The organism is Marinifilum fragile (assembly GCF_963677365.1).
Lineage (GTDB): Bacteria > Bacteroidota > Bacteroidia > Bacteroidales > Marinifilaceae > Marinifilum > Marinifilum fragile.
Genome location: NZ_OY781962.1, coordinates 90197 through 105951, shown reverse-complemented (window position 1 = coordinate 105951; position 15755 = coordinate 90197). Strand labels below are relative to the sequence as shown.

Genomic DNA, 15755 nt, shown 5'->3' with positions numbered 1-15755 from the left:
TCATTCATTTTGCATGTAACATGAGGGTCTCACTTCAAGTGAGGCTCTCATTCATCTCATATTGATACCCTCACTCTGAGTGAGAGCATCAAAGTATATTTATTCATTAGTTCTTACTAACAAGCGCATTTCTCCAAATGCATTCAAAAATCATTCTGCTTATTTTCTCCATCCTTTTGTAATTGACTTTATTCACTGTATCCGTTGGCTTGTGCAAGTCATGGTTTTTACCATCGAAGAAGAAAATACTTGGGATTCCTATTTCCGAGAATGATTTATTATCTGAATAATCTGTAATTGATGAATAGTTAGACGTTAGCTTGTATTTTTTACTAAGCTGCTTCTCTTGAGTATAAAGAGAGTCTGCCAAATGTTTACCAATAAAATAGAAATAGCCCGGATCATTCTCATGATGATAATCCGCACGTCCGATCATATCGATATTGATCATGAGCTTCACCTGCTCTTTATTTTCAAGTCGATCTGCAAAATACTTAGAGCCCCATATCCCACCTTCTTCTGCCGAGAAAGCAGCAAATATGATGTTCTTTTCAGGTTTGTATCCATCTTGATAAGCTTTCGCGAATGCTTTGGAAAGTTCTATCAATGCTGATACCCCAGAAGCATTATCATCAGCACCATAGTATATTTTATTGTCTACCGTGCCCAAATGATCGTAATGAGCTCCTATAATAATCGATTCATTTGCATTTTTTCCCGGAATATATGCCACAACATTGTTTTCTACAATGGTATCCACCTTCATTGGCTCAACCGAAAGTTTTATTTCTCCAATAGGCTCATTTCCTACTATAGCTTCATTTTTCCAATGCTGTATACTTTTGCCTGTTAATTTCTTTACACTTTTAGAGCTAATGGTCATATACCTGTGATTTGGCAAACCGCTCATAGCATCCTCCATATCAATAGTATTGGGCAATCTGCATTTCTTAAACCTGTTAAAATCTTCGAATTGCAAGGCAATGCTTTCAAATTGATTGCTGCTTTTCGGATTGGCTACTATCGTAAGTTCAGCACCATATTCTTTAGCTATTCTGGCATTTCTGACTGCTGCTCTCAGATTATCATTCAAAGTGAATACCGCTTTTCCTTTCACGTCCAGATTTTTGTAGTCTTCCTCTCTGCCATAACCAGCAAATACAAGTGGAAGTTCTTTGTTGAAATCATCAAACCAACCTGAATACATAAAGTCTTTCTCAGAGAAAAGCTCTGTGTTGTTGGTTTGTAAGTGGGGCACTTTCTTTTCAAAAGTGAGCAAAGGGAAAGCTTGTAAGCAAGTCTTTTCAAAATAAGCTTGAAGTACGTCATTTTCTTCCCACTGAGAAACAATATAGTCGCGAGCAATTTTAATTCCCAAAGTTCCAACCTCTCGGCCAGCACACGAATCCGATGCTAAAATGTAAACATGCTCTTTCAAATTTTTAGCCTTAATGTCTTTGCTATACAAATCAGCATGGCTTTGCGCTCTGATGGCTGTAAATGATAAAATGATTCCAATAAATGCTAACAATATTTTCTCTTTCATTGTGTATTAATGATTTCATTTTCATTCATTTCATCCTATCTTTCCAATCACGAATGCTTTCTCTTACCAGTGAAAATTATAAGCTAAAATCCGCAAGTTCTCTCTATCTGGGGTAACCAATTACACTATTGATCCGATTCCACATTTTTCAGTTCCAGTCTAAAAACCGTATCAATATCATCAGGCAACTGATACGCAAAATGAGGATAGGCTTTTACATTGATGAAGAAATTATCCTTATTCTGATTTCCCCACCAAGAGGTAAATGTGTGTGCCTCGGAACCATCATGCAACAATATTACCTGCTTTGTTTTTTCGGCATAGCCTTTTATATTTATTCCTCCCAGGTGCGGATACATCCAGTGTGCATACAACTTATTGCCATTTTGTGTATAACGCCCCCAATCGGTTTTAGGCAATTCCGGTATTCCGCAAGCATATATACTTTCTCCATTTTTAGACATCCATTTGCCCACTTCCTGCAAAATTTTCACTGATGGTTCAGGAATAACACCTTTGGCATTCGGCCCCACATTCAGCAGCAGGTTACCGCCTTTGCTTACGCAATTTACCAGCGTGTGAATAACAAGTTGTGGACTTTTCCAGTCACTGTCAGTGGCTTTATATCCCCAACTATTATTCAGGGTAAGGCATGTTTCCCATGGAATCAAATTTCCGTATTGATCTTTTATAGGAGCCTCAGGAATTTGTTGTTCGGGTGTATTGAAATCGCCCAGCGGATATTCTGCATCAAAAATACTACTCCCTCCATCTCCTACCAATCTATTGTTTAGTATGATATCAGGCTGATGCTTACGAACCATTTCAATCAGTTCACGCGATTTCCATTTCTCACCTTTGTATTCGCCAAACGAATAATCGAACCACATGATGTCTATATTGCCATAGTTTGTAACAAGCTCTTCAACCTGGCCGTGCATGTATTTTAAATAATTGTCCCAATCGAATTTTTGCTTGCCATATCCTTCATCCTCTCTTTGAGGATGGTTCCCAACATTTGGATAATCTTTGTGATGCCAGTCGATTACCGAGTAATACAAACCCACTTTCAAGCCTTCGGCCCGAAAAGCCTCCAAATACTCCCGTACCAAATCTCGTTCGGGCATGTAAGTTGAGATTTTATAATCTGTTAATTTGCTATCGAACAAACAGTAGCCATCATGATGCTTGGCAGTAAGCACGGCATATTTCATTCCGGCTTCTTTGGCTAGCTTTGCCCATTTCCTGGCATCAAACAAATCAGGATTAAAATCATCGATATATTTCTGGTACTCCTCCGTAGTCAATTTTTTATTGGACTTAAACCACTCGCCACTTGCAGGAACTGCATAGGCTCCAAAATGAATAAACATCCCGAATCGTGCTTGTCGCCACCATTCCGTACGATTCATAATGGTTTCGTAATTGCTTTGATAGCTCTTGTTTGGAAAATCCTGTGCACTAGCAGTATTAACCACAAAGCAAGTTAGAATAACTAATAGGTACTTTTTCATTCGCTTCGTTTTTTCATTCTAAAATTTCCTACCATAATGAGGAGTAGGTTTATTTTTACCTGGTGGTTGATATGATAATCAATCCTTGCTGGTTCGAGTTTGCAATTCGGATTTTGCCCAATGCAAAATATACCTTCTTCTTCATAACAGAACTCAAGCGAAACACTCTCGCCATCAGAGGCAGTCAAACATGCTTAGCATCTTAGAGATGCATAGCATATAGCCATCTGGTGTAATCCTTATTCAATTTTCACCTTGTTGTCGATATAATGATCACACCATCTTCAGCACGATTACCATACAAAGCCTCTCCCTTTTTCCTTGGCAAAGAACCTATGCTTACTTATGGTATCTGCGTAAACTTTAAGAGTCTTTTCTTTCTTCAAATCATCATATCGATACGGCTTACCATCCAACACAATCAGTGGATTTTCTTTAACCCTTGATTGCCCCTTATACTGACTAACCTTTTCATCAATAATCCTCTCGTATTTGTCAAGCTGAAAGTCAATTAATTTGGGCATGGGTTCTGCTTCTTTTTCCTGACTGGCTTTATTCTGACAAGAGAAAAGTGAACTTAGTATTAATAGGAGTATGAGTTGTGATATGATTCTCATGTTTACAATCTTTGGAAGTAATTGCTAGTTTTTGCATTCGCAAAGCACGAGCTGCAAGCTCGCGCTATCTGGGTTTATGAGCCATTGTTGTATACCGTTATTAATTAAAGGGCATGACTATTTTTGAATTATCATATTTTGACACTTTATCCTTAATCGCAATTACAGCCTTGACACTATTACCTAAATAATAATCTTTCAAAATTTCAAGTACTCTATAATGGTTTTGTTTAACTGCAAAAATGTTCCAGACACTATTATTCATAAATACAAAATTTGTATTCGCCCTAGTTTCAATAGCCCCTTGATAACGAATTTTCTTTTCATCAAAAAGTCTGTTACTTAAGGACGCATTTTTTCGTCTGTCAATAAGAACAAGGTTACCTAGTCTATGTAACCACTCCATATGTTCTTGCGAATCAATATCCCAAGATGTATCTTGTATTTTTCTAGGTATTAAATGCTCAACAGAAGAATTATTTTTGTTGAACTGTATACTTGTATTAAAATTCCCTAACAATAAGTCAAGTTTTAATAGAAGATACCTTGTTTTATTAATTCTTGTTCCAGCATAACTCCCCCAATTTTCCTTATCTAGGATTGCAAATAGTTCGTTAATATCTAATTCTGTGGACGCTTTTTCGTCTTGGTAATCATATTTTAAATATTCACTTTCAAGAAAATTATCAGCTGCAGTCTCAATTGATGCAGTATCATAATTACTTCCTTTAAATTCATTCATTTTTCTCAGAATAATAAAAACCCTTGTTTGAGAAGTTCGTTTTCCTGTCAACCATGGGATTGAAAGTAAATTATCAAGTTTGATGATAAAATCTATAATACGATATTCTCCAAAACATTCTCTATAGTACATCAATGGTGTCATATATTGGTTACCAAATACTGAAGTCAGAATCATATTTAGATTTGAGAACAAGCAGCCCGTTTCTTTTGAAGTAATGCTACCATTGGTTATTGCTTCATAGTGCCCAACATACTTTTCAACAAATTCAAATGTAGAAACTCCTTTTTTTAACATGTTACGCTTCCACATAAACTCGAAAGCTTTGGGTAAGCTTTGGTTATCATCACTCCTGTATTTCATATTGATAAAAACCAATGACCATAAAAAATCATCAAAACTTGAGAAAGGTTCTCCTATATTATCCTCAAAGCTTGTCCACTTTTCTGCGTATTTTTTACGCTCCTTATCATCTGAAATTATTCTCAAATTTTGGGCTCTTAAAATATCACTTACTTGTAACTGTAAACCTCGACTATTTAATACCGTAAATAAGTTGTATGCATCATCCAAATTATTTGGAGTTGCTAGGTATAAAACTAAAACCTTTGATGAAAGATACTGAAAGAACTGCTGCACAAACTCTTGATATTCATCATTATCACCCTTTGTCTTGCTTAAGTTTTTCCACCATTTCCTTATTGACAAAATGGATAATGCCATATTCCGAACTGATGTTGAATTAGTTTTTGTATTTGCAAGTTTTGACAATTCATCTTCGTTATCAGTGCCTCCTTCTTTCAATAAATATTTGTCAAGAAAGTCTTTATCATCTCTAATTTCAAATACAATTCGATTCCTTTCTGGTACACCATCATAAACATCTTCTTCCTGCCTTAGTCGATTAACGACTTTCTTTTTTAATCTGTTGTCATCTGATAAATCTCTAATTACACCATGCAATAAGAACAGAGTAATAAATCTTTGTTGTCCATCTAGTATGTCTTGATAAGTATATTTAAGTCCATTTGATTGAACTGTCTTTGTATTCCAAATCATACAGCCTAGAAAATACTCTTTATTATCATCATGCTCAATCGCAGCTGTTAAGTCATCTAGCAGTGCTGTTACTTGGTCATTGCCCCACACGTATGGTCTTTGATATTCTGGTATATTGTAAAAGCATTCAGGAGCAAATACATCTTTTATATATCGTTTTCCTGTGTCTAAATTATAATTATCCATTCTTACACTTGTTTATGTTATTCTTATTATTTTTTATCTTTTGCGACTGTTCAGCAAAGGCATACAACATAGGTATAAAGTGCAATGCTCCTTGCTCCACTTATCCATTCATTTTCACTTACTCCTGGCATTCTTATCCTTACACACTTCACCCTTATAAAATTCCGATTCTATTCATGCAAGATTAAAATGTATCTCTATCAGCAATAAGCAATAACGAATTTAACCAATAATTATCTATTTACATATGCAAACACACATAGATTCACTTTAAATAATAAACAAGCTTGTAAACTATTGTATTCATTAACACAATCTTCTCAATCCAAACAAAAAGCCACCAATCACTTGGTGGCTTTAAAGCATAGGCAAAACAACAGAGAGTTAAGAGCAGGCTATTCCACTGGCACTGCTTCTTCTACTTTAATGGTATTTAGTACCACATCTAATGTGGTAGTTTTGTCGGGAACAATCAGTATGTTCACCGTCACACTTTGGTACGACTTTCGGCTAAAGGTCAACTGGTGTTCACCAGGTGTTAGGTTTTGGAAATTGAATCCTCCTTTTTTACCTCCCCGAATCACTGGCTTGGACCCATCAACCGAAACCCTAACCTTTCGTACCGGAGCACCTTTTTCGTCCAGAATCGTGCCCACCAATGCTTTTCGTCGCTTTGGTATGGCATCTACATCTACCGCCAAGGCAAATGCACTGTACAAATCAGGATTCGATTGCTGGTACTTGGAACGCATGTAATCCTTAAGCGAATTGTTCATGATGTTCCTGTAACGCTCCAAGCCATCTTCCAACTTCACGGTAATGTCGTGCTGACTTCTTCTAAACTCCTGCGGAATGTCGATTACAGCCTGCGCAGCCGCAATGGCAGCCTTTAAGGCGGTAATGTCCTCAGCACTAATGGTTGCCTCAGTCACCTCCGTAGGATTTTCCTCCATAATCATCACCACTCTTTCAGCACGAATCAATACCTCTACATCCCTACAACGCGAAAGCTCGGTTTTGGAGCAACCTTCGATATTGGTAAATACTTTGAAGTTCGTGTAGTTGCCATAACTACTCATCACTTCACAAATCTTCACCGTAAGCTCAATCAAGCCATTAATTTTACTTGATTTTTCCTGAGTCAAAGCCTTGCTGTTTCTATCCTGCTGGCCCAATAGCTCACTAATACTTTTTTCGATACTCTCAATATCAGTAGCCATTTTCACCAACAAAGGATTCTCAGCAATCTCTGTCTCATGCTCTTTCTTAAAAGTCAGGAAGCTTCTCATCTGCCTGACCAATTGTTGTTGTATGTTGTTCATATCAGAACGGGTTTAATTGTTACTTACATCTTATACCAATTATATATTAAAATGCGCTGGTATAATGCCGATACATATTTAAAGGGCCTTTAGAAGTGATACGCTCTAAAGGCACATTTTGAATAGTAATCGGTATTATTAGATGTTTTTTTTGGTTTGCATACGAATGGGCCTTGTTTCCATTCGCTTGTTGTTTTGCCTAACTCTTATTTTTCTATTTTCCTTTTATCTTATTTTGCTTTCCATGCATTCACTCCTTTCGTTTATTGTATGTGCTACCCACACATGTTGTTGGTACTACCAGCTTTCATTGTAGTCTTTCCATGGCTTTATGTATTCACTCCCAGCTATTCTTGTATGTACTACCAGACTTCATTGTATCCACTACCAGATGTTCATGTATGTACTCCCATCTTTACATGTACATACCACCAGCAATTCATGTATCCTCTACCATGTTTTATTGTAAGTACTACCAAGACTTCTTGTATTTTGCTTTTTGTTAAGCTGTTCACAAGTCACATGCCTTTGTATCCCTTACAGAATAGCAGGTATACCGATTATTAATTCGTAAAAGTCATTTATTTGAATCAGTCATTGCTGACCGCCTTCCCTGGTTTATGGGAAAAGAGTAGGTTCGGTAGGATGCGAACACATAACAGACGAGCTCACAAGAATCTCATGATCATTTTCATGATCAAAACAAGTATTGTGAAGCTTTAAATAACAGATTGGCGAATGAATTTGTGCCTTGACAAGATTCATTCAGCGACGCACCGTGCTCAATTTTTCAAGAGTTTCTTTCGGATGAGTACTTGCCAGCTCTATTGGCTTGCAAAGCTCATAACATGTAGAATTCATAAATAACTCAGTTTAGTTTGCGTTTGCTTATTTATAGTCCCACGGCAAACGACATTTATAATTTTCTTCCCTATCAGACCATTCATTGAGTCAGGTGAATGAGTCTGTCATTTCAAATCAATATACAATATAATTATTTTTATTCTGTAAACAAATGAATATGTATTTTTTTAACAGTTTGATTATGAAATACACCTCACCTGCCCTCTCCTTGAGGAGCAATGTCATTAAATTAAGGCTGAAAGTCTTAAAGCATTAGCAAAGGGCATCGCCCTACTCTATTGCTGACGCCTCTTCGAGGCTACACGTAATGACATTGCCTCAAGGAGAGGGAAATGGCTGCTACATATTTATACAACCTATAACTTTTAGTTCCTTCTCCTTATAAAACAATATTTTTAAGTCAGCAACCTTTCCCACCCACACCCTTAAATCCCTAAAGGGAACAACGCACAGGAAAAGCCCCTTTAGGGGTTTGGGGTACATTCTTTAACAATAAACCTCCACAAAAAAAGAGGCGCATCAAGCGCCTCCTTATCCCCCTTTATTTGTTCAAGCTACCAAAACATTGGTAACTGTTTACTGATAACCGTTCATTGATTACTGCTAACTGATCATTCTTAATTGATCATTGTTAATTGCTAATTGTTCCATGCTATAGGTTTTCTTTTAGGAAGTCCACCATCTTGGTAAACAAATGCAATCTGGTTTGTCCCCCGTAAATGCCATGATTGCGATTCGTATACAAGTGCATGTCGAACTTTTTGTTGTGCTGTACCAATACCTCTGCCAGCTCCAATGTATTTTGTACGTGAACATTATCATCCGAAGTTCCGTGGATCAACAAGAACTTTCCTTTCAACTGATCCGCAAAATGAATGGGTGCATAATTGTCGTATCCTTCCGGATTCTCCTGTGGTGTTCTCAGGTAACGCTCCGAGTAAATGCTATCGTAATAACGGTAGGTAGTTACCGGTGCCACCGCGATTCCTGCTGCAAACACATCAGCTCCGCGGAACATACAAAGCGAAGACATCTGTCCACCAAAACTCCATCCATATACCCCAATTCTATCGGCAGCAATGAATGGCTGTTTTGCCATGTACTTTCCGGTTTCAATCAGGTCGATGGCTTCCAGGTTCTGAATCTGCATGTATGTACATTTCTTGAATGCCTCTCCTCGTCCACCGGTTCCACGGTTATCCACTACCACAACCACAAAGCCCTCTTGTGCCAAATATTCCAGCCAGTCGAATTTATATCTATCCAAAACTTGCTGAGAACCAGGACCACCATAAAAGTGCAAGAGTGCAGGGTATTCCTTGTTTTCATCAAAGTCAACTGGTTTCATCATCCAGGCATTCAATTTCACACCTTCTGATGTTTCGAACGAGAAAAATTCACGCTTTGGAATCTTGTACTCCTGCAATCTCTTTTTCAATTCTTGGTTGTCTTCCAGAGTACGAATCAACTTGCCTTTGGCATTGTGAAGCGTTACCACTGTTGGCACGCCATTGGCCGAATAGTAGTTGATAAAGTATTTGAATCCCTTGCTGAAGTTCGCAGAGTTTGTTCCCACCTGCTCACTCAATTTATGGGTTTTCTTTCCTTTGATATCTATCGAGTAGATTTCTCTTTGCAATGGAGAAACGGCTGCAGCCTCGTAGTAGAATAATTTCTTGTCCTCATCATATCCCAGGTACTTGCTCACTTCCCAATCGCCTTTGGTTACCTGGCGAACCAACTCGCCTTTCATATTGTACAGATAGATGTGGTTGAATCCTGATTTTTCGCTGGTTACAATAAAGTGCTTGTTGTCTCTCAAGAAGGTCAAATCATCGTTCACATCTACCCAAGCCTTGTTCTTTTCTTCATACAACAAATGGGTTTGGCCATTGTCAGCATTTGCCAGCAACAACTCGTAATGATTCTGATGTCGATTCATTCTCACCAAGCTTAAAACCTTCGGATCTTGTGTCCATTTGATTCTTGGAATGTACTGATCGATTTCTTCTCCCACATCAACGCTAGTGGTTTTCCCATTTTCCAAATCGTAAACATGAACACTAACCACCGAATTCTTCTCTCCTGCCTTTGGGTATTTGAAAGTATAGTTTTCAGGATATAGTGCGTTTGATTTCTTTTCAGGATTCAAGCCTTTGAACACAGTCATATTGAACTGTTTCACTTCACTTTCATCAAAGCGCATGTAGGCAATTCGCTTGCCATCAGGCGACCACTGGTAGGCTTGCCAAAACGAAAACTCCTCTTCGTATACCCAATCTGGCGCACCATTAATAATGTGATTGTATTTTCCATCGAAAGTGAACTGTGTCTCTTTTCCTGATTTCAAATCTTTCACAAATAGGTTGTTTGCTCGGTAGAAACACACCTGGTTTCCTGATGGAGAGAAATCTGCCAATTGCTGTCTTCCTTCCGATAGTTTTTCCAGTGTCTTTTTGTCTCTGTCATACACAAAAAACTCTGCCGAGAACGAATGACGATAGATGTCCTCACGATTTGTTGTAATCAAGATCTTTCTTTCGTCTGCCGAGAATTGGTAACCATCAATGCGCTTTACCTTTTCGGTTCCTACATCCGATAGACTGAAAATTGTTTCTTCAAACTCACCAGTTGCATAAGCAAACTGCTCTATTTTGGTTCCATATTTCAAAACGGTGTAGCTTTCGCCGCTTTTCATCGATCTTAATCCGTAAACCGATCGGGCATAGAAGGTTCCATTGTTGGTGATATCTTCAAGCTGAAAACTTTTTTGTGCCTGTACACCAAATACGCACAAAAAGGCAAGTAATAGTAATGTTAGTTTGTTCATTGTTGATTTTGGTTCATTAAAATACAACCCACTACTACATCCATATGAGCGTGAGTTTCTTATTTTTAGTTAATTAGTTCTAGTTGGGAATTAGCCATACAAGGCTAATCTATCTCTGTGTAGAGATGGAGAGGTGTTGCTGTATCAACAAATCCAGCATTCGTAAAGACCTTTGTATGATCTGTTTTGCAATATGATTGTAATGTCGTGCATAAGTATCGGTAAATCTATGAATTTTTCGGCATTTTAGATTCTATTGATTTTTGTACTGTCGTGGATTTATAATGATTCTAATTAATTGTAATTGTAGAGACGCACGGCCGTGCGTCTATGCGATATTGGGTGGCATTATTTAGACGCACCGCCGTGCGTCTCTACTGTACGCCCCTACAAATTTCCTTTGTACAATTTATCCTTCTGCCAATTGCTTGGATTATCGATGATGTAATTTTGAATTCGATGATATTCCTCAAAATCACGAATGATGTGATCGTAAAAACGGGTTTGCCATACCGGCATTGTTGATTGTCGGTATTGATTGATTTTATTGGTTGCTGCCGATTTAAAACCTGCAACAAATGATGATATGGATTTTGGTGGTCGATATGCCACCCCTTGTAGAGACGCACGGCCGTGCGTCTCTACGGGTTCATTTCCATTATTTTTGATTTGCAAAATCGCATGAATATGATTCGGCATGATTACATATTCTTCGCAATACAATTCATCGCGTATTGAAAATGATTTTAACCACTCTTCTTCAACAATCTTGCCTATTGGCGATAAAATCATTTGTTCCGATTCAATTTCACCAAACAATATTTCCTGATTCTGGGTACAGATGGTAATAAAATACAAACCTTCACTGGAATAATCCCACCATGTTGCCCTTGCCGATGGAATTCTATATTTGTTTTGAAATTTGTTCGTTTTCATTAGCTGATATGAATCATATGTCTTTTAAATTTAATGGTTTGATACGGTATAAAAAAATAGAGACGTACTGCCGTACGTCTCTACTGATAATTTCATTAATTAATATCTGCTATCGTTTAGTTGAACTCTCCTTTCAATTGCTCAACCCAATTTTTGATTCTATCATTGCTCAATGCTGCCTGATTTTCAATATCCAGTGCAAGACCTAAGAATTTTCCATCACGCAAAGCTGCCGACCTTTCAAACGTGAAGCCTTCAGTCGAAGTCAATCCAATCAGTTTTGCTCCTCTTATTTCCAAGGCTTTGGCCAAAATTCCAATGGCATCCACAAAATTCTCTGGATACCCAACCTGATCACCTAATCCAAACAAAGCAACTGTTTTGCCTTTTAGTTTCAGGTCTTCAATGGCTGGCATAAACTCATCCCAATAGTTTGGCAATTCGCCATCGAACCAGGTAGGAACGCCTAGCACCATATTGTCGTAGCTAAGAAATGTTTCCTCGTCTATTTCTTCAACATTTACTTTGTCGATATCTACAGCATCACCAAATGCATTCTTAATCTTCTCTGCATTCTTCGCTGTCTTTATTGTATTGAAACTATAGAATAATCCTATCTTTTTCATTTGTTTCACTATTTAATCAAGAATTAGTAATCCAACAGATCTTTAGCTGCTGCATAAATCTTATCGTTGTTTGGAAGAATTGCTCTTTCCAGAATTCTATTAAATCCTACAGGAGTAAATGTTGATCCCACACGTTTTACTGGTGCATCTAACTTTTCGAATGCCTCTTCAGTAATCATGGCCGAGATTTCAGCTCCAAATCCTGAGAATACTTTGTCTTCGTGAACCACAAGTACTTTATTGGTTTTTGATACCGATTTCAATACCGTTTCTTTATCCAAAGGAATTAAGGAACGAAGGTCAATCACTTCAACCTGCTTGCCTGATTCTTCCGCTAACTTGTCAGCAACCTCAACACACATGTGAGTAGTATTTCCGTAGGTTACGATAGTCAAATCAGAACCTGCTCTTCTTACACGTGCCTTACCAAAAGGAACTTCGAAATCTTCCGGTACCGGAGTGGCTGCCTTAGGATCATTGTACAAAGCCTTGGGTTCCATGAATACAGTCATACCTTTCGAACGCATACTGGTTCTTAACAAACCTGCAGCATCATCGGCATATGATGGGTAAACAATTCTAACCCCTGGGAATGTGGTTAATGCACCTTCGATGTTTTGTGAGTGATACAATCCACCACCAATGTATCCACCTGATGCCAAACGAACTGTAATGTTCGGAGAGTATTGACCTTTCGATCTCCAAAAATCGTGAGTAGTCTCAACAAACTGTTCCATTGCCGGCCAGAAGTAATCTGCAAACTCAGCACCTTCAACCACAATTCTGATCTTATCGTTGAAACGGCTCATACCATTGGCTGTTCCCATGATATAGTCTTCGGCAATCGGAGCATTAAATACTCTCTCCTTACCAAACTCCTGTTGCATTCCTTTCGAAACATTGAAAATACCACCCTTGTCCTTGTTGGCAATATCTTGTCCCCAAATGTAAGTATCAGGATTGTGTCGGAATTCTGCTTTTAGGGTTTCGTTCAAACCTTCAATCAGCTTTTTCTCATTCCCTGTATAATCATGCGTTCCTTCCGGATATTTTTCTGATACGTAAGCTTCAGGCAATACAAAATCATAGATGGATGCCGGATCTGGATCCGGAGCAGTTAAACCTGCCTTATGCGCTTTTTTAACTTCCAGCTTTACTTCTGCATCAATGGCCTGAAGTTCTTCTTCGGTAAATCGCTTGTAGCGCACCAACATTCTACGGTACTTCGCTAGCGGATCATACTCCTGCACGTAGTTCAACTCAGCATTATCACGATATAGCTCATGACGATCGGAGTTGGAATGTGAACCCATTCTTACACAGTTGGCCTGTACAATAACAGGAGTTGAATTTGCCAATGCATATTCTTTGGCTTCCAACATGGCATTCATCGAATCGAATACATCCTTACCATTACAGTGAATAATTTTAAGGTATTTCAATCCACGAAAGTTGTCTGCTACCTTACGATTTGCAGTTTGATCTTTCTTAGGAACGGAAATTCCATAACCATTATCCTGGAAAACAAAAACAACTGGCAATTGCTCATTGGTTGCTCCGTTAATGGCTTCGTAAACATATCCTTCCGATACCGATGATTCTCCCTGCGAGCTAAACACAACACCTTCGTGCTTGTACTTCTTCATGGCACGACCAACACCTACTGCATGCAGCGTATGGTTTCCTGTACATGATGATACATTGTGAATGTTCCACTCTGGTTTTGCAAAGTGATTCGACATGTGTCGTCCACCACCTGCAACATCTGTATCTTTCGAAATTCCGTTAAAGATTACCTCTTCGGCTGTTAATCCAGCTGAAATTGAGGTAAGCATATCTCTGTAATAAGGGAATAAATGATCTGTTTCCTTGTCGAACACCTGACCAATGGCCAACTGAATTCCATCATGTCCTGCATATGGTGCATGGTATGACCATCCAATTGCCTGCTTCAGATAGTTAGGTGCTTTTTCGTCTAATGCTCTACCAAGAGTCATTAAATGATACCAACGACCCAACAATTCTTTGGAAGTGTTCTTAATACTAAATTTTTTCGTCTCGGTCATCTCGTTATTCTTTTCTTTCTCAACTGAGGTTAATTCTAATGTTTCCATAATTAAATAGATCTGTTGATATCAATTTCTTCCAGGTAGTCTGCAATTTTTCTTAGGAATGCTCCTCCCAAAGCTCCATCTACAACTCTGTGGTCGTACGATAAAGACAAGAACATCTTTTGGCGCGGCACAATCACATCTCCTGCCGGAGTTTCCATTACCGCTGGCTTCTTTTCAATGGTACCAACTGCAAGTATTGCAACCTGTGGCTGATTAATAATTGGTGTACCCATTACATTCTTAAATGATCCAAAGTTTGAAATGGTGAATGTTCCACCTTGAATGTCATCTGGGTTTAGCTTATTATTTCTTGCATTATCGGCCAACTGGTTCATGTCATTTGCCAAACCAATCAGGTTCTTGTGATCAGCATTTTTAATTACTGGCACAATTAGGTTGTTACTTGGCAATGCAACTGCAACACCAATGTTTATATCTTTCTTTAAGATTACATTATAACCATCCACCGATGCATTGATTCCTGGGAACTCTCTTAATGCCTTGGCAACTGCTTCAATAATAATTGGCATGAAAGTAAGCTTGGTCTTCTCTTTCTTAAAGAATTCATCTTTAACTTTACTTCTCCAGTTTACCATATCGGTTACATCGGCTTCAACCATTGCTGTTACGTGAGGGGAAGTTTGCTTCGACATTACCATATGATCAGCAATAATCCTTCTCATTCGATCCATCTCCACAATCTGATCCTGTGCTCCAACTGACATGGAAACTTTTGGTTTTTCGATTTCCTGAGCTGCCGGTTTTTGTTCTTGCACAGTTTTCTCAACAGGAGCAACAACAGAGCCATTTCTCTGAGATAAGTAGTTTAATACATCTTGCTTTTGTACTCTACCATCCTTACCCTTTCCTTGAATCGAATCTAATTCTTGAATGGAAATATTCTCATTTTTCGCAATACTCTTCACCAATGGAGAATAAAAGCGACCACTTTCCGATTTAAAATCATCTACCTCTTCGGCAACAACAGTTTCTTCAACAAGCACCTCTTCTTTGGCACTCTGTTCTGCTACAGGACTATCTGCAACATCATCAGCATCACCCATTGCAATTACTGCAACAACTTCTCCAACAGGAACCAAATCATCCTCCTTGAAACGAATTTCAACTATTTTCCCTTCAACGGGCGAAGGAATTTCCGAATCAACTTTGTCCGTTGCAATTTCAAAAAGCACATCATCTTCTTCTACTTGATCGTTCAGTTTCACGAACATTTTTGTGATAGTAGCCTCTTGCACACTCTCACCCATTTTGGGCATTAGAATTTCAAAGCTAGACATATAACTTATCGTTTAATATTTATACTCATATTTAAATGTATCGATACAAATATAAACTTTTATTCTTATTTAGACTTGTTTAAGATTGAATATTTTGCAAT

At 38.2% G+C, this 15755-nt stretch carries 10 protein-coding genes; all 10 read right to left on the bottom strand.

Features of this window, described 5'->3' with window-relative positions; all coding sequences use genetic code 11:
- Window positions 1-106: 106 nt before the first annotated feature.
- Window positions 107-1546, bottom strand: coding sequence for a M20/M25/M40 family metallo-hydrolase (locus ACKPCA_RS00420; RefSeq protein ID WP_321280691.1), 1440 nt, complete (start codon window positions 1544-1546; stop codon window positions 107-109).
- A 125-nt stretch (window positions 1547-1671) separates the two neighbouring features.
- Complete coding sequence (locus ACKPCA_RS00415; RefSeq protein WP_321280690.1) at window positions 1672-3060, bottom strand: alpha-L-fucosidase; 1389 nt, start codon at window positions 3058-3060, stop codon at window positions 1672-1674.
- 293 nt (window positions 3061-3353) lie between these two features.
- Complete coding sequence (locus tag ACKPCA_RS00410; protein WP_321280688.1) at window positions 3354-3677, bottom strand: hypothetical protein; 324 nt, start codon at window positions 3675-3677, stop codon at window positions 3354-3356.
- Between the two features lie 100 nt (window positions 3678-3777).
- Window positions 3778-5664, bottom strand: a complete 1887-nt coding sequence (locus ACKPCA_RS00405) for a DUF262 domain-containing protein (RefSeq protein ID WP_321280686.1) — start codon at window positions 5662-5664, stop codon at window positions 3778-3780.
- 395 nt (window positions 5665-6059) lie between these two features.
- Complete coding sequence (locus tag ACKPCA_RS00400) at window positions 6060-6986, bottom strand: carboxypeptidase-like regulatory domain-containing protein (protein ID WP_321280685.1); 927 nt, start codon at window positions 6984-6986, stop codon at window positions 6060-6062.
- Window positions 6987-8502: 1516 nt separating this feature from the next.
- Window positions 8503-10680, bottom strand: coding sequence for a S9 family peptidase (locus ACKPCA_RS00395; protein WP_321280684.1), 2178 nt, complete (start codon window positions 10678-10680; stop codon window positions 8503-8505).
- Between the two features lie 387 nt (window positions 10681-11067).
- Window positions 11068-11616, bottom strand: a complete 549-nt coding sequence (locus ACKPCA_RS00390) for a transposase (protein ID WP_321280682.1) — start codon at window positions 11614-11616, stop codon at window positions 11068-11070.
- Between the two features lie 116 nt (window positions 11617-11732).
- Entirely contained in the window at window positions 11733-12242 is a 510-nt protein-coding gene (locus ACKPCA_RS00385) for a flavodoxin (RefSeq protein ID WP_321280680.1), read from the bottom strand.
- Between the two features lie 23 nt (window positions 12243-12265).
- Window positions 12266-14356: an alpha-ketoacid dehydrogenase subunit alpha/beta gene (locus tag ACKPCA_RS00380; RefSeq protein WP_321280679.1), complete on the bottom strand. Its 2091-nt coding sequence runs from the start codon at window positions 14354-14356 to the stop codon at window positions 12266-12268.
- 2 nt (window positions 14357-14358) lie between these two features.
- Entirely contained in the window at window positions 14359-15654 is a 1296-nt protein-coding gene (locus tag ACKPCA_RS00375; protein WP_321280678.1) for a dihydrolipoamide acetyltransferase family protein, read from the bottom strand.
- Window positions 15655-15755: the final 101 nt, after the last annotated feature.